Source organism: Chitinophaga sp. (assembly GCF_017745275.1).
In the GTDB taxonomy this organism is placed as follows: Bacteria; Bacteroidota; Bacteroidia; order Chitinophagales; family Chitinophagaceae; genus Chitinophaga.
The window spans coordinates 659323-681822 of the sequence record NZ_JAGHZS010000007.1 but is presented as its reverse complement, the minus strand read 5'-3'; the positions used below and the strand labels follow the sequence as shown (position 1 = coordinate 681822).

The 22500-nt window shown below is 46.9% G+C and carries 18 protein-coding genes; 15 read left to right on the top strand and 3 right to left on the bottom strand.

Translation table 11 applies throughout. The annotated features are described in order from the left end of the window. Nucleotides 1-68: 68 nt before the first annotated feature. Nucleotides 69-926: an AraC family transcriptional regulator gene (locus tag J7623_RS22340; RefSeq protein ID WP_291924558.1), complete on the bottom strand. Its 858-nt coding sequence runs from the start codon at nt 924-926 to the stop codon at nt 69-71. 137 nt (nt 927-1063) lie between these two features. On the opposite strand from J7623_RS22340, the gene J7623_RS22335 reads away from it, so the two are divergent. From J7623_RS22335 to J7623_RS22300, 8 genes are all read left to right on the top strand, one after another. Then, nucleotides 1064-2599 (top strand): sodium:solute symporter, encoded by a 1536-nt coding sequence (locus tag J7623_RS22335; RefSeq protein WP_291924556.1) that lies wholly within the window; start codon nt 1064-1066, stop codon nt 2597-2599. Between the two features lie 11 nt (nt 2600-2610). Beyond that, nucleotides 2611-3555: a dihydrodipicolinate synthase family protein gene (locus tag J7623_RS22330; RefSeq protein ID WP_291924554.1), complete on the top strand. Its 945-nt coding sequence runs from the start codon at nt 2611-2613 to the stop codon at nt 3553-3555. 86 nt (nt 3556-3641) lie between these two features. Next, on the top strand, nt 3642-4238 hold the full coding sequence (locus J7623_RS22325) for a sigma-70 family RNA polymerase sigma factor (protein ID WP_291924552.1): 597 nt from the start codon (nt 3642-3644) through the stop codon (nt 4236-4238). Between the two features lie 81 nt (nt 4239-4319). Further along, nucleotides 4320-5306 carry a FecR domain-containing protein gene (locus J7623_RS22320; protein ID WP_291924551.1) on the top strand — a complete coding sequence of 329 codons (987 nt, stop codon included), beginning with the start codon at nt 4320-4322 and terminating at the stop codon, nt 5304-5306. A 20-nt stretch (nt 5307-5326) separates the two neighbouring features. Continuing rightward, the gene (locus J7623_RS22315) at nt 5327-8794 is read left to right on the top strand and encodes a SusC/RagA family TonB-linked outer membrane protein (RefSeq protein ID WP_291924549.1); all 3468 of its coding nucleotides are present in this window, start codon (nt 5327-5329) and stop codon (nt 8792-8794) included. Between the two features lie 18 nt (nt 8795-8812). Next, nucleotides 8813-10285 carry a SusD/RagB family nutrient-binding outer membrane lipoprotein gene (locus J7623_RS22310; protein ID WP_291924547.1) on the top strand — a complete coding sequence of 491 codons (1473 nt, stop codon included), beginning with the start codon at nt 8813-8815 and terminating at the stop codon, nt 10283-10285. A gap of 146 nt (nt 10286-10431) precedes the next feature. Next, a complete protein-coding gene (locus J7623_RS22305) occupies nt 10432-12681 on the top strand; it encodes a hypothetical protein (protein ID WP_291924545.1) in 2250 nt (749 codons plus the stop codon). Nucleotides 12682-12691: 10 nt separating this feature from the next. Then, nucleotides 12692-14833 (top strand): hypothetical protein, encoded by a 2142-nt coding sequence (locus tag J7623_RS22300; protein WP_291924543.1) that lies wholly within the window; start codon nt 12692-12694, stop codon nt 14831-14833. 72 nt (nt 14834-14905) lie between these two features. Here the strand turns inward: J7623_RS22300 and J7623_RS22295 are convergent, their stop codons facing one another. Both J7623_RS22295 and J7623_RS22290 read right to left on the bottom strand, forming a co-directional pair. Further along, nucleotides 14906-15487 carry an NAD(P)H-dependent oxidoreductase gene (locus J7623_RS22295; RefSeq protein WP_291924541.1) on the bottom strand — a complete coding sequence of 194 codons (582 nt, stop codon included), beginning with the start codon at nt 15485-15487 and terminating at the stop codon, nt 14906-14908. Nucleotides 15488-15563: 76 nt separating this feature from the next. Next, nucleotides 15564-16133 carry a Crp/Fnr family transcriptional regulator gene (locus J7623_RS22290; protein WP_291924539.1) on the bottom strand — a complete coding sequence of 190 codons (570 nt, stop codon included), beginning with the start codon at nt 16131-16133 and terminating at the stop codon, nt 15564-15566. A 401-nt stretch (nt 16134-16534) separates the two neighbouring features. On the opposite strand from J7623_RS22290, the gene J7623_RS22285 reads away from it, so the two are divergent. The 7 genes from J7623_RS22285 to J7623_RS22255 all read left to right on the top strand — a co-directional run bounded on the left by J7623_RS22285 (nt 16535) and on the right by J7623_RS22255 (nt 22500). Continuing rightward, nucleotides 16535-16858 (top strand): hypothetical protein, encoded by a 324-nt coding sequence (locus tag J7623_RS22285; protein ID WP_291924538.1) that lies wholly within the window; start codon nt 16535-16537, stop codon nt 16856-16858. Nucleotides 16859-17875: 1017 nt separating this feature from the next. Continuing rightward, nucleotides 17876-18448, top strand: a complete 573-nt coding sequence (locus tag J7623_RS22280) for a DUF4255 domain-containing protein (RefSeq protein ID WP_291924537.1) — start codon at nt 17876-17878, stop codon at nt 18446-18448. A gap of 3 nt (nt 18449-18451) precedes the next feature. Next, complete coding sequence (locus J7623_RS22275) at nt 18452-19486, top strand: hypothetical protein (protein WP_291924536.1); 1035 nt, start codon at nt 18452-18454, stop codon at nt 19484-19486. An 11-nt stretch (nt 19487-19497) separates the two neighbouring features. Beyond that, on the top strand, nt 19498-21318 hold the full coding sequence (locus tag J7623_RS22270; RefSeq protein WP_291924534.1) for a phage tail sheath C-terminal domain-containing protein: 1821 nt from the start codon (nt 19498-19500) through the stop codon (nt 21316-21318). Between the two features lie 37 nt (nt 21319-21355). Next, nucleotides 21356-21838 carry a phage tail protein gene (locus J7623_RS22265; protein WP_291924533.1) on the top strand — a complete coding sequence of 161 codons (483 nt, stop codon included), beginning with the start codon at nt 21356-21358 and terminating at the stop codon, nt 21836-21838. A 5-nt stretch (nt 21839-21843) separates the two neighbouring features. Next, nucleotides 21844-22308 carry a phage tail protein gene (locus tag J7623_RS22260; RefSeq protein WP_291924532.1) on the top strand — a complete coding sequence of 155 codons (465 nt, stop codon included), beginning with the start codon at nt 21844-21846 and terminating at the stop codon, nt 22306-22308. Nucleotides 22309-22320: 12 nt separating this feature from the next. Beyond that, nucleotides 22321-22500, top strand: coding sequence for a DUF5908 family protein (locus J7623_RS22255; protein WP_291924530.1), 180 nt, complete (start codon nt 22321-22323; stop codon nt 22498-22500).

Here is a 22500-nt window from a genome sequence, read left to right as displayed (position 1 = left end):
CGAAGATTATGTTATTTGGGTCTTCGCTGCATTTGCTAAAAGCTAAAAGCTAATGGCTAAAAGCTTTCTCACAATTTATCCCGAAATGTTTTAGGCGATAAGCCCATTACTAATTTAAATGACCTCGAAAAAGTATACTGGTCCGGGTAACCCATTTCTCCCGCAATTTCTTTCACAGATAAATTTGTTTCTCTTAGCAGCTGACTGGCCTTCTGCATACGCAGGGAGGTAAACAACTGTATAGGTCCGTAGCGCGTTTTTTCTTTGAATAAAGCGGAGAGGTAAGAAGCGGATAACCCCATTTCTTTGGAAAGATCTGCCAGCGTGAGATGCTGATCCAGGCGTTGTTTCATTAACTGGATACACTGTTCTATAATATTATCTGCCCCATGTTTCATATAATTAAAAACACTGAGGCGGAAAGTGCCCAGAAAACTATAGAAGCGAAAGTTAGCGTACAACAGGTTTTCAATATTATTCATCAGGTCCAGGTGATGCAGGATATCATCGAACTGTGCGTTCCTGCCTACCAGCGGCGGAATGGTGCGGGGCTTGTCGGTGGTGTCCAGGTACTGGTAGATGGCTGCCGCCAGTTGCCCGGAAAACTGTACGGTATAGAGCTGCCATGGATCGTCAGGTGCCGCGCCGATGCGAAAAGCGGTGTTGGCCGGGATTAGCAGGTACTGGTTAGGTTTGATGACCGTTTTTTTATCGCGTGTTTCTATCCAGCCTTTGCCATGTGCTGCATATAACAGCGTATATACCGCGCTCCCTTTTACTTCTACCGGTTCCCTGGCAGTATTTTCAGGATAGCGTCCTATATTGGTAATAAAAAGGTTTCTGCCAAGCGGATGTTTTTCCAGCTTGCGTTTCAGGTGGTCCGGTAAAATCCATGTACTGGGCGTGTTGGTGGCAAGGTGATTCATGGTAATAGTAATTTAAGCCATTCTTTTCATAACCTGCAACATTGTTTGATCCAAAAAAAAGGGCAACCTTAGTAGTAGCAAGTAGCACAACTGTTTTATTTTCCACGTATGAAATTATCAACCAATAGCGAATTTTTATGCACCAAATGCCTTTAATTGATCTGGCTGTGATTGTGATGTACCTGCTTTGTATGATTTTAACGGGGTTGTGGTTTTCCAGGAAAAACAAAAATGCCGCGCAGTTTATCACCGCTTCCGGAACCATCCCTGGTTGGGCATTGGGGCTATCATTGTACGCTACTTTTTTGAGCAGCAATACCTTCCTGGGTGTACCCGGGAAATCGTTTGGCAGCAACTGGAATGCTTTTGTTTTCAGTTTGTCGATGCCGCTCGCTGCATTTATTGCAGCTAAATATTTTGTACCGTTTTACAGGCATAGTGGAGAAGTAAGTGCATATACCCATTTGGAGCGCCGCTTTGGGCCATGGGCCCGGACTTACGCCACGGTCTGTTTTATATTAATGCAGTTGGCCAGGATGGGCACTATCTTTTTTGGGGTGGCGCTGGCATTACAGGCGCTTACGGGCCTGGAAATGCGTACTATCATGACCGTTACTGGTATCTGTATTATTATTTATACTGTGCTGGGAGGAATGGAAGCGGTGATCTGGACGGAAGTATTACAGGGCATTATCAAAACAGCCGGGGCATTGATTATCCTGGGACTGGTGATTGCCGGCATGAAAAATGGCATCGCGGATATTTTTAGTATTGGTAGCAGTGAAGCAAAATTTTCGCTGGGTAGTTTTAATCCAACGGATTTTAATACCCCTACTTTTTGGGTGGTACTATTATATGGGTTCTTTATTAACCTGAACAACTTCGGGATGGACCAGAATTATGTACAACGTTATCACACGGCGCGTTCCCGGAAGGAGGCCTCGCGTAGTATCTGGTTATGCGTGTATTGGTATGTGCCCGTGAGTATGGTATTCTTTTTTATTGGTACGGCATTGTTTGCCTACGCGCAGCAGCATCCGGAAGCGTTGTTAGCGGTAAAGCAACAGGTGGCGGCGGAACGGCATGTGCCCGTAGCATCCCTGGTGCCGGCTGATTACGGCGATAAGGTGTTGCCCTGGTTTATGGTGACGAAGGTGCCAAAAGGATTACTGGGCTTAATTGTAGCGGCCATTTTATCTGCTGCAATGAGTACTGTGAGTAGTGGAATGAATAGTACTGCAACTGTTTTTTTGAAAGATATCTACCAGCGCTATATCCGCCGGGAAACCAGTCCGCAAAAGGAGATGCGGGTATTGTACATTGCTACTACGGTGACTGGTTTGCTGGCTATATTTTTTGGTATCTCTATGATAGGGGTGAAGAGCATCCTCGATATCTGGTGGGAACTATCCGGCATTTTCGCCGGGGGAATGCTGGGATTATTTCTCCTGGGCATTGTATCTAAAACAAAGAATGCGGCGGCAGTTGCTGCTACGGTCATAGGTTTGCTGGTCATTCTCTGGATGTCGCTTTCCAAATACCTGCCTGCTGCCTGGGAACAGTGGCGTAGTCCTTTACATGTGCATTTGATTATTGTGGTAGGCACTTTATCTATATTCCTGGCGGGCATGCTGTTTACCCGGTTGCAACGCCGCACACTCCCTGAATCTTAAACCTGTTTGTTATGCAAAAGAAATTTGTTCCGGTGATGATCACGCCGTTTAATCTGAAAGCACAGATAGATCATGATATGATAGAACAGCTGATTGATTTTTACCTGGAAGCCGGGGTGAAAGGCTTTTTTGCCAATTGTCTTTCTTCTGAAATGTACAGTATCAGTGAAGATGAGCGCCTGGAGCTGACACGTCATGTGGTGCGTTATGTCAATGGTCGCGTGCCGGTAGTGGCTACCGGGTCCTTTGGGCTAACCATCCCTGATAAGGCACTGTTCACGCAAAAAATGTACGATACCGGCGTAGACTCTGTGATCATGATTACCGGCCACTTTGCCAATATCGATGAATCAGATGAAGTGCTGCTGCAAAGATTTGAGCAATTGTTTTCGCTGACCGGTAGTATTCCGCTGGGATTATATGAATGTCCGGCGCCATATAAAAGAGTGATTAGTCCGGAAATTTTAGGTACCTTACTGGCCACCAACCGGCTGATTTATCATAAAGACACGTCCTGTAATGTAGAGAATGTACGCGCAAAGCTGGCCGTGACAGCCGGGAGCAGGCTGGAGTTTTACGATGCGCACACTCCTAACGGTGTCGCCTCTATGAAAATGGGTGCTGCGGGGATGTCTTCCATTTCCGGAAATTTTTATCCTGAGATATTGGTCTGGTTATGTAATCATGTAAACGATGAAAGTAAGCAAACAGAAGTAGAATGGATACAATCGGAGCTGCAAAGGGTAGATCCGCTGATCCATATGGCTTACCCGTTGAGTGCCAAGTATTTCCTGCAGCAGCGGGGACTGCCGGTGCGGACTATCAGTCGCGCGCACGCACTGGAGCTAACACCAGAACAGAAGACGACTTTACAACAGATTTATCGTGATTTCAAGGGGTGGTGCGACCGGTTACAGATCAAAGAGGTAGCTACCGGTACTTTGTCGGCACATTAAATCGTTGTTATTTTCAGGCAGGAAATTATGATGGCAACCGGCCAATGTGTAGTTTAGAGAAATCTTGTTCCTAATTCACATAATAGATGTCAACCAGCCTTTATAATTCGCAGCAAGATGAGATGTTCCTGTGGCGCCGGCTTTGTGACGGGGATAGAGATGCTTTCGGGGAAATATACCGCCGTTATTTTCCGCTGTTATTCCGGTACTGTATCCGGTTTACCACGGATCGTAGCCTGGTAAAAGACATGTTGCAGGACTTCTTCTCACAGTTATTCCTGCAACGTGCCGGCCTGTCGGCGCCGGTGAACCTGAAAAGTTACTTGTTGGTTGCCGCCAGGAGAAAGTTGTTCCGTTATCTTGGTAAGTCGGCCAAAATAACCGGCATGCCGGACGAACAGGCAGCCTCCCTTTTCGACCTGGAGCTGTCGCCTGAAAGTATTTTAATCAATCGCCAACACAACGAACACGCTGCACGCCTCTTACAGCAAAAACTGCACGCGCTCACCCTCCGCCAGAAAGAAGCGGTATACCTCCGCTTTTACGAAAACCTTACCTACGAAGAAATTGCAGAGATTATGGGGTTGAAAGAAGTAAAATATGCCCGTACCTTAATATATCGTGCTATCGCTGAACTAAAAGAGTTGCTGGCGCCTAATGAATCGGCTTTAATGCTCCGCTAAAAAATAATTTAAAAAAAGTCTGATTTTCCTGAGGGTATTTTCCCGGTTCCTGTCTCTACTATAAGTACAAGGTACTTTTTTATGAACTATGGTGGATACGATGCAGCAGATTTTGCTGCAGATGCCGACTTCCGGGCATGGGTACTGGAAAATACAAATGCCGCCTTCTGGATACAGTGGCAGGCCGCACATCCTGAACAGGAACCTGTATTGCAGGAAGCACGCGCCATGGTGCTGGCACTACGGTTCCGGACCAACGAAATAAGTACAGAGGAGATGGCCGCTGTCAAGTACCAGGTAGATGAGCTACTGAATGATGCCGCCGTTAAAAAAAATAACGGACCATCGCGCAGAAGATGGCTCTATACCCTGGGCGCCTCTATCGCCGCTGCCACACTCACTTTGCTGGCGATTACCTGGTATCGGACCAGTCATACTACACCGCAAAAAATAATCGTACAAACAGGTTTCGGTGAAACCAAAATCATACATCTGCCGGATGGTTCCGTGGTACAACTCAACGCCAACTCGACGGTAGCGTATCCCGCCAAATGGGAGCAGGATAAAATAAGAACAGTAGCACTACAGGGCGAAGCCTATTTTAATGTCTCTAAATCGCCTGCAGGACTGCATCCTAAGTTTAGGGTGATGATGCCGGCGGTCACCATCGAAGTAAAAGGAACGGCCTTTAATGTATATCATCGTCACAACAAAGTGATGGTATTATTAGAAGAAGGGAAGATCGTAGTAAATGATAGTTTACAGATGAAGCCGGGAGACATGATGCTGTTTGCATCCGGTACTTCTCAACGATTAACAGGTAATGCCGCACAACTAACCGCCTGGAAACAACACCGGTTGGTGTTCCATGAAGAAACACTGCTGAATGTAGCCCAGCAGTTATCGGATATATATGGGTATCATATTGAGTTTAGGAATAAGAGGATGGAAGGCCTGCTCTTTACCGGTTCAGGTCCTGCTGCTGATCCTGCCTTGCTGCTGAAAGCAATGACCACTGTGCATCAGCTGAAAATGACACAGCACAATTCAGTTATCATTTTTGAATAAGGATCTTAAAATTTACAGTTATGCAAAAGAGCTTTACGAAGCTTTATGCTCCATGGAGCGCCATGCTGCTGTTATTGTTAACACTGGGCACCCACACCAATGCGCAGCAGTTAATGGTAAGTAGCGGAAACTCTTCAGGGGAAGCAGGTTCCATCTCCCTACGCCAAATGCTGACCGACCTGGAAACCAGGCTGATGGTCAGCTTCAACTACTCACCTGCACAGGTGGCCAACAAATTTGTGACCACCAAACCTGGACGGCTAAACGCTGAAAATCTCGATGTGCAACTCGCCAAAATGCTCACGCCATTGGGATTGCAGGCAGTAAAACTCAGTGAACACGATTACGCGATCCGCGCCACTACCGCCACCAAAGCTATTGCAGCGGCGGCAGACGTACAGGTGAAAGGTACCGTCACTGATCAAAAAGGTACGCCATTACCGGGTGTAACCGTGCATGAAAAAGGAACGACTAACGGTACGATCACCGATGCAGACGGACACTTCACCCTTCGCGTGGCTGATGCCAACGCGGTGCTGTCGTTCCGCTTTGTAGGCTATGTAGCACAGGAGCAGAAGGCCGGGAATGGCAACATACAGGTACATTTGGTACCCGACGTACGCAGCCTCGATGATGTGGTAGTAACCGCACTGGGTATTAAGCGCCAGGAGAAAGCATTGGGTTATTCTATTGCCACGATTAAAGGTGATCAGGTAAGTACCGTAAAAGAAGTGAATGTAGCCAATGCGTTATCAGGTAAAGTAGCAGGGGTGAATGTAAGAGCGACGAGTTCTGATCCTGCTGGTACTGCCCTCGTAACCATCCGTGGTCAAAGCGGTTTCCAGGGTTATAACCAACCTTTGTATGTACTAGATGGCATTCCGATTTCTTCCGGTGTGCGCGCTCCCAAACAAACCGTAGGACAGGTAGTGGTGGATTACGGCAGCACCATAGCAGATATTAACCCGGATGATATTGCCAGTATTACAGTGCTGAAGGGCGCCAGTGCATCTGCCTTGTACGGCTCCCGTGCCATTAACGGGGTGATACTGATCACCAGTAAATCAGGCTCAGGGCTTACGAAAGGTCTCGGTGTTTCTGTGAACTCCAGTGCGATGTTCGACCAACCCTGGTTGTTTCCCAAGTTCCAGAATGAATTCGGTTCCGGCGACCGGGAAGGATCTGATGAAACTATTTCTGACGCCAGTTGGGGACCACGACTGGATGTCGGCACCAAACATGTACAGTGGAACAGCCCTAAGGATGCCAATGGACAGCCTATTCCGACAGACTGGGTATCTTATCCGAATCGCCATAAGGATTTCTTCCGTACAGGATCTACTTTTACCAATAACATTGCCGTTACCGGTAATAACAAAGATGGTAGCTTCCGCCTGTCTTTCACCAACCTGAAAAATGAAGGTATTATTCCAAACACAGACTTAAAAAGGAATACCCTGAACCTGGCTGCAGCCTACAATCTCAAGCCGAATATCAAGGTGAGCACCAATGTTGGCTATACGAAAAATGTCAGCGACAATCGTCCTACATTTAACCGGGGCAGTGTCAGTAATATTGTATATACCACTACGCCAAACGTAGATATCAGGCAACTGCGTAACTACTGGCTGCCTGGCAGAGAAGGACTGCAACAGTTTTCTCATGTGCCGGGGTCTACTGATAATCCTTACCTGGTGGCGTATGAATTCATTAACGGATTTGATCGTGATCGTATGACTGGTAACGTGCAGATTGATTTCCAATTCACAAAAGAATTGTCACTCATGGTACGTACAGGTATGGATCTTTATTCTGAAACCCGTGAAAGTAAACGTCCTTTTAGCGCAGTGAAGAATAAGACAGGTGCTTATGCTTTGGAAACAGAATACTTCCGTGAGCAGAACACAGACTTCCTGTTGAGCTATAAAAAGAATATCAACAAAGATTTCTTTGTTTCTGTATCTGGTGGTGCTAATCGCATGAACCAATTTGGAAAAGGTTCTTCCCAGAAATCTGAAGCGCTTGTGATTCCTCAACTATATACCATTGCCAATGCGAAAGCAGGTACAGTCGTAAACAACTCTTATAGGTCCAATCGAAGGATCAACAGTGTGTATGGTATGGGACAGGTGAGTTTCCGGAACTATGCGTTCCTGGATCTTACTGCACGCAACGACTGGTCCAGTACACTACCTATGGCGAATAACTCCTATTTCTATCCATCCGCTTCATTAAGCCTGATTGTGTCAGATATGTTGGCACTCAAATCAGATGTATTATCTTTTGCTAAGCTCCGGATCAACTGGGCGCAGGTGGGAGGAGATACAGATCCTTACCAGCTGTTCAATACCTTTAACTTTGGGCAGGATTGGGGAGATGTGAAACAAGCTAACATCAGCGACATACTGAAAAATAACGAGTTGAAGCCATTGATCGCCACCTCACATGAATTTGGCGCCGACCTGCGTTTCCTGAAAGGACGTTTAGGGCTTGACTTTACTTACTATAATACCGTTAACCGTAACCAGATTATTAATATCCCCGTTACCAAAGCTACCGGCTATTCCAGTATGATTACAAATGCAGGTAAAGTTCAGAACAGGGGTATTGAAATTGGCTTAAATGCTACCCCGGTGGCTGGGCCATTCCGTTGGGACCTGCAATTAAACTATACCCGTAACCGTAACAAAATAATTGAACTCAAAGAAGGCCTTACCAATTATATGCTGGGTGGTGCAGAAGGCGTTCGCTTCCTGGTAAAGGAAGGTACAGAAATGGGAGATATGTATGCACAGACATGGCTAACCGTACCTGATGGTGAATTTAAAGGGCAGCCTTTACTGAGCGATGAGGGAGGCTATCAGAAAGTGAATGATTATGTAAAGATAGGTAACTATAACCCTGACTTTATGCTGGGAATCAGCAACTCATTTACTTACAAAGGCTTTACACTGAATGTACTGATCGACTGGCGTCAGGGAGGACAGTTCTTTTCTTACGTGGCAAAGAACCTCCTGAGTGATGGCCGTACATTAACTACAGTACCAGGCCGTGATCCGAAAACAGGTGGTCTGGCATGGACAGACGCTGATGGAAACAAACGTAACGATGGCATGATCCTCTTTGGATATGTGAGCGATGGCAACGGAAAATACAAACTCAATGATGTAGTGACCGATCCGGAAAATTACTATGGCGAATACTATTGGGACTTCCCTGGCCGCTCTACTTTCGATGCCAGCTATGTGAAATTGCGGGAAGCTTCGCTGACCTACGCTTTTCCAAAGAAAATGTTAGGTAAAGCACCATTGAATAATCTGACTATTTCATTGATCGCACGCAATCTCTTTACCTGGACGGCGGCTGAATCCGGATATGATCCTGAAACAGCCATGACCCTCACCAATGGTAGCTTCTCGCCGGGTGTTGCCAGCTGGGGGCTGCCTTATACCCGTTCTTTTGGTGCTAAAATAGGTTTCAATTTCTAAACCAAAAATTGTATGGTTATGCAACGCATACCTTTTAAATATTATGTACTGGGACTCAGCTTGCTGCTGGCATCCTGCAGAAAGGGATTTGAGGAGATCAATACCAATCCCAATGAATCAGAAGTGATCAGCCCGGAATTCCTGATGTCTAACGTGATCATTAATACTGCGTATGGTTATCAGAAGGAAGCGTACTTCGATAAACCCGCTTCTGCCGGCCGTTATATTACAATGGTACGCAATGAGGGAAATGATAAATTCGACTGGGGACCGCAAAGCTGGGACGACTACTACGGAAGACTCTCTGCTAACCAGGAGATGATGGCCCTTGCTACTAAATTGAATATGCCTCAATATCTCGCGATAGGTAAGGTCATGGCAGCTTTTAATTTTGCCTATATCTCCGACCTCTTCGGTGATATACCATATACAGATGCGCTGCGCCTGAAACAAGACAGGCTTATTCATCCAAAATATGATCAACAGCAAACAGTATATCCTGCTTTATTACAAACGCTGAAAGAGGCCAATAACGACCTGTCAAATCCGCCGGGTAGTATTGATCCTAAAGCGGATGTACTATACGGTGGTGTGCCTTTACAATGGCGAAAATTTGCCAACTCCCTGCGCCTTCGGATGCTGCTCCGTATTTATAAAAACTATTCGCCTGCCTTTACAGAAATGCAGGAGATCCTGAACGACAAAACGAAGTATCCCATCTTTGAAAGCAATGCAGATAATGCAGAAATTATTTATCAGGGTACGGTAAGCGCCAATAGCTGGCCTGGCAGTCCACAGGGAAGTTCAGCAGACGAATTTGATAAACGGAAGCCCAGTAAGGAAATTGTAGATGCATTGCTGCAACGTAATGATCCTCGTTTAGCGGTATGGATTGCGCCGGTGGATTCTGCCAACGGATGGAAAGTAGACCCAAATACTTATGTAGGTGTTCCTAATGCTATTCCCGCGCCGTATGACTATAACGGTGGTAAAACTCATATTTCCCGTTTATCCTCATTGTTCAGTAAAACCAATGCGGCGATGCTGAAGGCCAGCATGCTTACCTACGCAGAAGTATGCTTCATTCTCGCGGAATGTGTACAGGCAGGGAAAGTAACGGTACCCGGTAAAACAGCCGAAAGCTTGTATTACGATGGTATTCACGCCAACATGAAGTTTTATGGCGTAGAACAGACGGCTATTGATGCGCATTATTTTGATCAGCCACTGGTAAAATATAACAACACGCTGGAGCAGCTGATCGGCCAGAAATGGATTGCCGGCTTCCTGAAAGGAGCAGAGGCCTGGTTCGACAACCGTCGTACCGGTTTCCCAAAATTTGTCCTGGGGCCGTTGTCCTCTACATCGGTGTTGCCTAAACGCTATGTTTATCCAACCGGTGAACGTGATACTAACGAAGCCGAATACCAAAAAGCCGTTGCTGTATTTGGCGCCGATAACCAAACTACTCTTATGTGGTATTTAAAATAGCTGTTAGCCATTAGCTTTTAGCTTTTAGTAAATGCAGCGAAGTATATATTATGCTGACCTTCGCTGCATTTACTAAAAGCTAAAAGCTAGCTGCTAAGAGCTTTCTTGTCCTGCTATTCCTTTTTTGTTAAGCCGATTCAAATGACATGATGAAAGGATTTTTAGCTATAGTTTTTTTTATTCCCCTTTTATGTACTGTTTACGCCAGGGCACAGGTAATAATTGTTACAAAAGATAAACAGGTGGCCGCCCAGGTGTTACAGGAAGAAGTACAACGCCGTACCGGCATCACCTGGCCAATCACCGACAAAATGCCTGGAAAAGGGCAGGTGATTGTATTTGCCAGTATTCCCTGCGCTGCCGAATCTTATCATATCCATACTGTTTATGAGAAAAACAGGCAAATCATTAAAGTAGAAGGCGATGGTACCCGTGGGCTGTTATATGGCGCGGGCTATATACTCCGCAATGTGCAATACGACCGGCAGCAGGTAACGTTGGCGGATATACGGGATATTGACGCTGTTCCTGAAAAGGCCATACGCGGCCACCAGATCGGCTATCGTAATCTCGCTAACTCGTACGATGGATGGACGGCGGAACAATACGAGCAATACATCCGTGACCTCGCCATTTTTGGGGCCAATACTATTGAGGCGATTCCCTTTATGCCACCATCTCCCCATTTTCACCTTCCTTCCCTGGACATGAACCTGCGTATCAGCGGTTTCTGTAAAAAGTATGACCTGGACTTCTCCGTCTGGACGCCCGCCACGTTTGACCTGAAAGACATTGATAAAAGAAAACATTATCTGCTGCAATTTGATACCCTGCTCCGGCAGGCGCCACGCCTCGATGCCGTATTCTTTCCCGGCGGCGATCCCGGTGACAATCCACCGCAACAAGTCATCCCGTTGCTGGAAGATTTATCCGTTGCCTTAAAAAAGTATCATCCGAAAGCACGTATCTGGCTGTCGCTGCAAGGCTATACCCCAGATCAGTGTGCGTTCGTTTATTCCTATATCCATCAACATCAGCCAATGTGGTTAAGAGGGATCGTTGTAGGTCCCTCCAGCCCTTCGCTGGAAGACACACGGGCGGCCTTGCCTGCAAAGTATCCTATCCGCCACTACCCGGATATCACACACACCGTTCGTTGCGATTACCCCGTGGCCTGGTGGGATCCGGCATTTGCGTATACCCTTGGCCGTGAGCCGGTGAATCCGCAGCCGCTATACTACGCGGCTATCTATCGCTTTATTGCACCCACCATGGACGGCTTTGTCAGCTACTCCGATGGTGCGCACGACGATCTCAATAAAATGGAATGGAGCATGCTGGGCTGGAATAGCCAGTCTAATGTAAGAGACATGCTCATTCAATATTGCCGTTACTTTTTTGGCAGCACCTTCGCAGAAGAAGCCGCCGACGGTATACTGGCGCTGGAAAAAAACTGGGAAGGCCCCATCGCGGATAATGGCGGTATACCCGCCACGCTTACCCTGTGGCAAAAGCTGGAACAGCAACATCCGGAACTGGGAGGTAACTGGCGCTGGCAGATGTGCCTGCTCCGGGCTTACTATGACGCCTATACGAGACAACGCGCTATTCGTGAAGCAGCCCTGGAAGCCGATGCCAATCGTACCCTGCTGGAGGGCGGCGATGCCATGGGTCGCGCTGAAAAAATATTACAACAGGCCGATAGCATCATCATGCCCCACTGGCATGACCGTATCATCGCCCTGTGCGACGACCTTTTTAACTCGGTGGCTTTACAAACCAGCGTCGCCAAATATAAAGCCGCCGGCCCTGAAAGAGGTGCAGTACTGGATTTCCTCGACCATCCATTGAATAACCGCTGGTGGCTGGAAGATAAATTCAAGTATATCCGTACACTATCGGAAACGGATCAACGAAAAGCACTGGATACCATCGCCCGCTGGGAAAACCCCGGTCCCGGCAGTTTTTACGATGCCGTGGGCAATATTGGGAAGTCGCCGCACGTAGTGCGTACAGAGGACTTACACACCGATCCGTTGATACGCCGCAGCGATGCGCCGGGATTCGATTGGTGGGAGAGTGGCCGCAGCCGGAAACGGATGTCGTGGATGATCAGCCTGCGCTGGCCTTCCGCCATGCGCTACGAACATCTCGACTCCACTGCTAAATATGTTGTACAGGTAACCGGCTACGGCGAATGCCTGCTGCGGGCCAACGGCGTATTATTAACGCCCGGCCGCTATGATAAAGGCATCGGCGAACGCAAGGAGTTTGCAGTTCCCGCGGCATTGATTAAAAACGGCACTCTCGTACTTACCTGGGATCCAATAGATGAAGAACACCTTAACTGGCGCCAACATTCAAGGGTCACCGAGGTGTGGCTGATTAAAATATAAAACAACTGGAATGAAGAAATTATCAATCCTCGCAGCAGGCCTGCTGCTGTGGTGTACTTCCCATGCCACGCCTGACCAGCCTTTCACACAGGCTGTGTCTGTGAAATACCAGGTTCCGGCAGGACTGCAACTGCTCAAAGTAATCACTGATTACAACGATAATGTACAGGTACTGACCTCGCAGGGGTTCTACCGCCTCAGTGGGAATGATCTTGTACGGGATGTCCGCTTCCGTCCATTGGCACAGAAGATACCGGTAGACGTCACCACACAGGAAACCACCGGGCACCTGTATTACCTGTATGCAGATAAATGTTTGACCAACGGCTACGCTGGCATCCCTTATATCAATTTACCACTGAATAAATTTAACCGCGTGGCAGTAGACGCTTCCGGCCGCATGTTGCTGAGTGGCAACAACGCCCTGGCGTTAGGTGTTAACGGTAAGCTACAGGAACTGCCTGCATTGCCGGAGCATGTGCAAAGCATGGCCGCCTATGCCGGCACCTTCTTCATCCTCACCAACAAAGCGGTGTATCGTTTGGAGGGTGATCAGTTCAAACCTGTTCATACGGTTAAAGACGCCACTGCCATGACCTTCAACGGCAACGACGTTATACTCGGTACACACAACGGCTATTACGCCATCAACAGCCGTAATGGTGATACCACTTTATCACTGCAGGTGCGTGTACCCGTTCCCGATATCAACACGTTACTGGTGGTGAAGGGCCATATCTGGGCAGGCACGCCACAGGGTGCCTTCATGAAAACCAGCGGGGGCGACTATCGGTATTTCGCCTCCCGCCGCTGGCTGGACCAGGACGGTGTAAAATCCTTAGCAGCCGATAGTAACGGTGACGTATATATCTTAACTGCTACCGGTCTGAATAAAATCGCATTTATCCAACAAACATTCGCACAGAAAGCCGCATATTTTGAACGTAAGATCCGGGAACGCCATATCCGTTACGGCTTTATCTCCAATGTACACCTCCTCACGCCCGGCGATATTGCTACTGCAGAAATGGCGGATACCGACAACGATGGCCTCTGGAGTAGCTTCTATCTGGGCAGCCAGGCTTTCCGTTATGCCACTACGCATGAACCGGTAGCCAAACGCTACGCCTGGGAAGCTTTTGAAGCCTTCGAAAGAATCCTGTCTATCAACCAGCTCACCGGGTTTCCTTCGCGTACCTTCGAAAGAAAAGGCTACAAAAACTCTGATCCCGAAAGATGGCGCGATTCTCCGGACCCTGAATGGGAATGGAAGGGACATACCAGCAGCGATGAATTTGTAGCCTACATCTGGATTACAGCAGTACTGCATGAAATGGTGGCAGAAACCCCGGAAGAAAAGCAACGAGTCACCGCTTTTATTGATAAGATCATGACGCATATCCTCGACCACAAATACACGCTGGTGGATATCGATAATAAACCTACACTATGGGCCCGCTGGGGACCGGAATACATCAACTGGTATCCCGAAACCATTGGGGATCGCCGGCTGGGAAGTACCACAATCATTGCGGGGCTGCAGTTGGCGTATGCCCTCACCGGCAAGGAACGTTATAAAACCGAAGCGTATAAACTGCTGAACAAATATGGCTATCTGAAAAATATCCAGATAGATTATCACAAAATAAAATCTACTCCCGGCTACCTGCACATGGGCATTGATATGGGTACCGGCGGCTGGAATCACTCTGACGATGAAATGGCCTTTCTTACCTACTGGGTATTAAATAACTATGCCTTTACCGATGAGTTAAAGCAGCAGTATAAAGGAGCTATCCGTAACCACTGGGAAATGGAACGTCCTGAAAAAAATGGACTCTGGAACCTGATCACCCGCGCCACTGCCGGTGATTACGATGCCGATGCAACTACCTGGTGGCTGCAAACCTTCCCGATGGACCAGGTCACCTGGACCATCAAAAACGCTCACCGGAAAGATATCACGCTGTTGCCGGCCAACTTCCGCAACCAAACCACGGAAGTACTGTTGCCGTTGGATGAACTGCCGGTACATCGTCATAACGCTAACGCCTTTACGCTGGATGGTGGCCACGATGGTGATTCCGAACTGGCAGGAGATGAATATTTGTTACCCTACTGGATGGCGCGCTATCTGAAAGTAATTGAATAAAATTCCATGTTAGAAAAAGGATATTATCACTCATCGCTGCCAGCATATGTTTGCTGGCAGCGATGAGTGGTGTTATTTCCCTTTCAACGCCAATCGTTCTATCTTACGCAGACATTTTTCAAGTGCTTGTGGCGAACGCAGTTTTATTTTATCCAGCACTGTTACTTTTACAGGAGATAAGCCACAGAATGCAAGCGTGGCAGTTTTCATGGCACGAATACCAGCCCGGCCGTACATCATGTAATCGTACCAGGCCGGTGAATCCATGGTAACGATCATACGGGCCGACTTATGCTTAAGCAGTTTATCCCAAAACACCGATTTTTCACTGCGGTACTTAAACGTTTTGCCAGGGAGAAATACACGGTCTATGAAGCCTTTTAACAGGGCAGGCGCCGTTCCCCACCAGATAGGGTATATCCATACCAAATGATCGGCGGCTTGTATTTTAGCCCATGCATCGTGCAGGTCTGGTTCCCATTCTGTTCGTTGCCGGTACCCGTGACGCAGGCTCAGGTCAAAATTTAAATCATATAGATGGATCAGCTCTGCCTGGTGTCCTGCCAATCCCGCTGTTTGCTGATAGGTGGTGGCTAAGGCGCTGCAATAACTTCCCGGATGTGGGTTCCCCTGTATTATCAATATTTTCTTCATGTTGTATGTCTGTTACGCTGCGAAATTGCAGGATACAGACGCCTCATTTTTTGATATAAATCAAAAAGTGCAATTACTAATACCGGGCTCGCAAACGGCTAAGGGTTTCGGGAGTAATGCCCAGGTAAGAAGCCACATGACCAAGGGGGGCACGTTGTAATAATTCAGGTTGGAGGTTGAGTAAAGTTTGATAACGCTGTTCTGACGATTGAAACCGGATCGCCTTCAGCTCTTTTTCCTGGTCAAGATAATATTGCGTAATCATCATTCTTCCTAATCTTTCCAGGTCATGATGGGCATCATATAATGCTTCCATGGCGGCAAACTCCATGTAGAAAAGTTCACTTTCTTCCAGCGTTTCTATACTATAAGTCGCCGGCTCATACGACAGCAAACTACTCATGGCACACACCATACATCCCGGCGTACCAAAAGACGCGGTGATTTCTTTGTCGTTGTGCGTATAGAAACTCCGTACCAGTCCTGTATGTACAATGAAAATATGTTGCGCCGGGCGGTGCTGCTGTTGTATCATTGTTTTCTTCGGGTAGCGCTCCAGGTACAGGCATTGTTTTAAAGCTGCCTGTGCAGCAAGCGATAACGGCGTGATGGTATTGAAGTGCTGAAGGAGTGTTTGAACTGGCATAGACCCTGAATAAATGGCGAAGGTAGGGTATTGTAAGAAGGAAGTATTGTTGTATTTTTCAGTAAATCAGATATCATGGCCACCAGGTTATATTCGAGGCATTTGCCAGCGGCGAGTATCTGACATGGAAAGTAAGATCGGAAAAGGACAGTAGTAGTTATCGCCCTAAGCATATATTTTCTTCATTTTCCTCTTGATCCATATCGGCTGAATATTGTATTAAAGTAAAAAAATGATTTCTGCAATCATAGCATCAGTGCAGTACAACAAAGCGGCTGCAATCAGGTTTATTAGCCTTGTAACTACATAAGTATAAGAGAGACCTGGAGTTATTTCTAACCCGATACCCCGACGCTTAAATTTTGCTGTTATTGACAATGAATCTATAACTCAAAAAATTTATGAGAAAAACCCTATTTATCGTTGCTGCCATTGGAGCCATTTTCTGGGCATGTAACAAAAAGGAAGCTGCCCATCCATCTAATGACGAATCCGAAACAAAGCTCATTGACGAAGCATTTGATTATTTTACCGCAACCATTAATTCAGCAACAGATAAAATCCACCGCCCGGATAAGTTTCCACTATGGGGTGGCGCAAATGTTACTCAGGACATCAATGGCTCAGTGGTTACCGTTACTGCAGATGCTAAAACATTGCCCGGAGGCTATTATCCTAATGCTTACTCAAGAATAATTCTTAGTAACACTTTACAAAGAGACTAACTGGAAGCGAGCAGCCCCTGGTGCAGGACCAAACTTTGAAGTTTATCAACCCTTTGTCTACTATTACTATTATCTCATCCCATGCCCTGATTCTATTCCGGATAGCCGGATGAAAAAAATGTTTTTGGAGGACGTAAGTAAGAACGCAACAAAGATTCCGCAATTTCAGATCCTCCCAATGAGACTCAGGGCATATCAAATTCTTCAATAGTTATTCTCAGTACTTGCACTCAAATATTGAATTGAAAATCAGATTAAAGCAAAGCAATAATCAAGTGCGGCTACCTCTTCATGTTAAGGTAGTCGCATTTTAATATCGAATGCATAGTCTTATGCTGCTATCAGAGGTCGGATAAGTTGGCATCTAACCAGGCTTTCTTCATGCCTTGGCGTAACCAATGGCATTCGATATGGATTATCGCCGCCATTATCGATAGCACGCATAATTGGGTTGGCTGATCTGATTGAAATCGACAAAGTTTTCGGGTAATTAACCGGATGGTGAGGTGCAGCTGCGGAATAATCGTTGAGGGTTTTCCCGCAATTTAACCGTTGCGTACTTTTCCGGTTTTATTTTTTTGGGGAGATAATAACCGCTATGATAGCGCATTTTAACCGGTTTTGGTAAAAAGGAATCCTGACTTACAACGTTTGTAATAGGGAAAGTTTATTTAATGGATTTTGTATTGTAATTTATTTTGTCTAGTTTCATGTCTGGAAATAATCGATGCCCCAAAACCCCAATGTATCGACGATTTAGAATTGTAATTGTAACTCCCAAAAAAAATCACAAATGGTCACGTTGATGTTATGAACTTCGGAAGAGGTCATTTTTCACAGCTGAAATAGTTGCCGCTTTGCCGCGTTGCAGTTACTATTCCCTGTGTTTATCGGTTGTGAACTGTATAGGTTAACTATATAGTGTCGCATGTCTTCATGATGCCCTTGCATGGTGTGTCTCCCTATTTGACATATACATGCGAATGGAAATTTGTTGCCCTAAAATCAACATATATTATGATTGATCTATTGCTTGCAGAGATGGTAGCAACGCTGAATCTCTATTTTAGTCTGCGATCAAAAGGTGGCCCCGGCGATTTATTTGAGTGCATGATCGGAGATGTATCTATCCACGATAAAAGCGCCGAAGGCGGCGGAGAAGAACTGTTTCACGATAAAGTAATTCTGACGCTGGCATCAGTGGAAGAAGAAAATGCATTGAGAAATAATTATCCGCTACGTGAAGTAGGAAGCAGCTTCGTCCAAGAAAAAAGCGCTGTATATATTAATGCCTACCTGCTCTTCTCAGCGAAGTATGATTCTTATGTGACCAGCATGCAGGCTATCAGCCAGGTGATCGGTTGCTTTCAGGCGAACCGCCGGATAAGCATCACCGTTAATGGCGAAGAGCAGGATGCGATTATCAACCTGCACAACCTCGGCTTCGAAAATCTCAATAACCTCTGGACCGTGATGGGAGGCAGGTATCTGCCCTCGGTGATTTATAAAGCACGCGTATTAATGTTCCAGCAGGCACCTCCTGTAAATGGCTCACTGATCACAGATATCCATGGCGATGAAACTGTTTAACTGATGTTACATTTTAAATACACCCCACTGGTTTCCCTCGAGATAAAGCATGCATTCTATAGCAATGCACATGCAACAGATGTCCTGTTTATCCCTACACCATCTGCGTTGGCAGTATTGGATGCGTACGGAATGAAATTCAAACAATCAGATGGTAACCTGAAGATATACCTGAAGCGGGACGAAGCCGGAGATCCTTTTGTACAGCTGGACACCGTGATTGACCTGTTTTTCGGGATGCGGATAAAAACAGATCTCCTCAATATTACGCAAAGCTTTGGCAAAGGGCGTTATTGGTTTTCCAACCTGAAAGAAGACGGCACCTATCAACAACAACTGGTGCTGTCTGCCACCAACGAATTACCCGATATGGCTGGTCAGCAAACCATGTTGAATTTCCCTGCTGGTACAGTAGATAGCGTAACGCTGAAACGCCCGGCAGCCAACCCTTCCGGATGGGTAACCGTGGGTACCAACGCGGTGGACAAAAACAGCGGCGCTATAAAAATTGTGCTAGCGGATCCTGGTCTTTATTTGCTGGAGAAAAACCTCACAGGCGGTGGCACCGCTACAGCAAAAATGGTGCTGAGCGATGAGCTGATGAAACAAAGTAATAACTGGGCAATATTGCATCTGCAACTGAAACCGGGAGATGATAACCTGGTATTCAGTTTAACCCTTGGTGCCCGCGCTTCTAAATGGCAATATTACCTCGTGGAACCCGTGGATCGCGGAGGCGCAAAGGTGGACCCTACCAAACTTACGATCGCCTATAGCGCGTCAAACAGTTCCCGGTATCCTCCCAATGTAGACATTCAGAAACGTTCGCCTTTCCCCACAGAAAAAGCATATATCGATGGCCTCAAAGCGGATGGAAAAATAAAAGAAGTATATCTCTTCGAATCACTCATTCCTATTGTATTGGCAGATGGAGAACAGCCCGTGGTGAAACTCAATAAAGACGCCGGTGTAGAAGTAGGTCCTATTGCTATTCCGGATAGAAGCATGAAAAATACAACTATCATTTATAAACTCTAAAAGCAAATAACATGGCAGCTTTGCTAGATTTAAGAATGCCTGGCGTCTACACCCAGGAGATTTCTACGCTTCCTCCAACGGTGGGCGTGGTCCCCAGCGCCGTACCGGTTTTCATTGGCAACACCCAAAAGGCCGATAAAAAAGGGGTAGACCTGAGCGGGAAACCCACCCGGATCAAGTCGATGAAAGAATACGAAGATTTGTTCGGCACCGCGCCGTTGCAAAAACTCAAAGTAACCATCGACGAAAGCACCGGTACGCCCGATGTACAGGTGGCTGATCCAACAGATTTCAAATACAAAATGTATCATTCCCTGCTGTTTTATTTTGCGAATGGCGGAGGCCCATGCTACATTCTCTCTGTTGGTAAATTTGATACAGATCCGGATGCCAACGCTATTAAAACAGCGATCGGTAGTTTAACAAAAGTACAGGAAGTAACCATCCTCGTATTTCCTGACGGTACCTCACTCACCGAGGAACAATACCAATCCGGTGTAATTACTACTGCCCTGCAACATTGCAGTAAAATGAAGGACCGCGTTACCATCATCGACCTGCATTCCGCAAATGGGGATAGCATCGACACTATCGAAAGTGGCTTCCAGACAAGGATGCCATCTGATATCGAATTCAAAAAATATGGGATGACTTACTATCCCTACATTAAAACCATCTTCAGCTACAATTATGCAGAAGCTGATGTAGCAGTTACCTCCCACGTACAATCTATACCCGGAGATGCCAATACCGTAGCAGACCTGAAAGCGAAGGCCAAAGCTTACCTGGATGCTAACGCAGCAATACCGGCAGCCCAGGGGAAAGTGGATGGTCTCACTGCAGAAAAGAAAGCGCTGACCTACCTGAAAACAGCCCTGGACGCATGGGTACAGGCTACCCCTGGTGCCAAGGATGCAGACATGCTGGTACAATTACTGAAAATATCTGCTGATTCCGGTGTAGCCATACCCGCCGACGTTGCTACAGAATTAGATAAAGCCAACCCGGCACCTCAAACAATATTGGGGAAAGCACAGACCGATACAGATACCGCACTGGGACTGGCCACTACCGCCCTTACCAATGCACAGGGCCTGGTAGCCTCCACGCTCGCCACGCTGAAAGCTGCTGTAAAGGCGCTGGGCAGCGGCGTGAGTATCCCGCTTACCAACTTCACCATGGATGTCATCAAAGACGTTAATAACCTCATCTATGGTAAGATCAAAGATGCCATTTCAAATTTAGCAGTAACACTGCCTCCCTGTGGTGCCATTGCGGGCATCTATGTACGCACCGATGCTACCGCCGGCGTATGGCAGGCTCCTGCAAACGTCAGCGTATTCGGCGGCATCAAACCCGCATTGGATATTGACGACGACTTACACGCTAACCTGAATGCACCTTCCAATGGTAAAGCCATCAACGCTATCCGTACTTACCCTGGCCGCGGACTGTTGGTATACGGCGCCAGAACCCTTGCAGGCAACGATCTTGAATGGAGATACGTGAATGTGCGCCGCACCTTCTGCTTTATAGAAGATTCTATTGCACTCGCCATGCAGGACTTTGTATTCGCTCCTAATAACGAACAAACCTGGATCAAAGTACGTGCTATGATCAGGAGCTTCCTCAACAGGCTCTGGAAAGCAGGTGGCCTCTATGGTAATACACCCGATGACGCATACGCCGTGATTTGCAGCGCACCGGAATCCATGAGTGATGACGATGTACTCAATGGTATCATGCGCATCTTCGTTAAAGTGGCGGTAGCAAGACCAGCAGAGTTCATCGTATTACAGTACGAGCATAAGTTCGAACTGGCGGAATCCTAACAGTACATTTTTAAAAGCATTTAAACTTTTATAGCAAATGGCAAAGAGTTATCCTTTCCCCAAATTCTACTTCAAGGTATCACGCCCGGAACAGGAATTTAATAGTGCTGACCAGATCGGCTTCACAGAAGTGAGCGGACTGGACTACCAGGTAGACCTGATAGAATACCGCACGGGTAATGACCCCAACTTCTCGAAAATTAAATTACCGGGACTGCGCAAGTTCGCTAACGTTACCCTGAAGAAAGGCCTGATCCAGGGCTTCAAAGACGCTAATTCGGATTTCTACAGCTGGATCGGCGACGGCAGCAAAGCAGGGACCGTGCGTAAAAGAGTAGACTATCGCAAAAACATAGTGATTACCCTCAACGATGAAGAAGGTAACCCGGTGGTAGCCTGGACACTGACCAACGCTTTCCCCGTGAAGGTAGCTTTCACAGATATGAAAGCAGATGCCAACGAGGTAGCAGTAGAAACACTGGAGCTGGCCATAGAAGATTTGTCAGTAGAATATAAATAAATCGTATGCCGGTAATTGGAAATAGTTATCCGCCCGTAGGTTTTTACTTCAAAGTAGTGATCGATGGTATGCCCGACAGCGATTCGGAATTCCAGGAGCTGTCGGGACTTTCCATGAGCATGGAAACGCAGTCTGTCAAAGAAGCGGGCGAAAATCGCTTTACCCACCAGCTACCACTGCCTGCAAGGGCAGAACCACTGGTGCTCAAACGGGGACTGAAAGTAAGTTCACCGCTGGTAGAGTGGTGCCGTAAAGCCATCGAAGACTTTAGCTTTTCGCCCAAAAATCTGCATGTATTCCTGCTCGATGTGGAAGGCGGTTCTCAGGGAAGCCCTAAGCCACTCATGGCCTGGCACCTGGTGAACGCTTTTCCTACCAAATGGGAAATCACCGGGTTTAATGCGGAGAACAGCGACATCGCTGTGGAAACAATACAGATCAACTACAATTATTTCACTAAATCTTCTTAAATCATTTTCATCATGCCCATTATTATCAGGGAACTGGTGGTGAAAGCCAACGTAACGGCCACCAATCAAAGCGCGGCCACCAACACGGGGGCACTCCCGCAGGCAGGCATCTCTGAAGATGTGAAGACACGCATCATCGAGGAAGCCGTGCAACAAGTGATGGAGATTTTAGAACGACAAAAAGATCGCTGA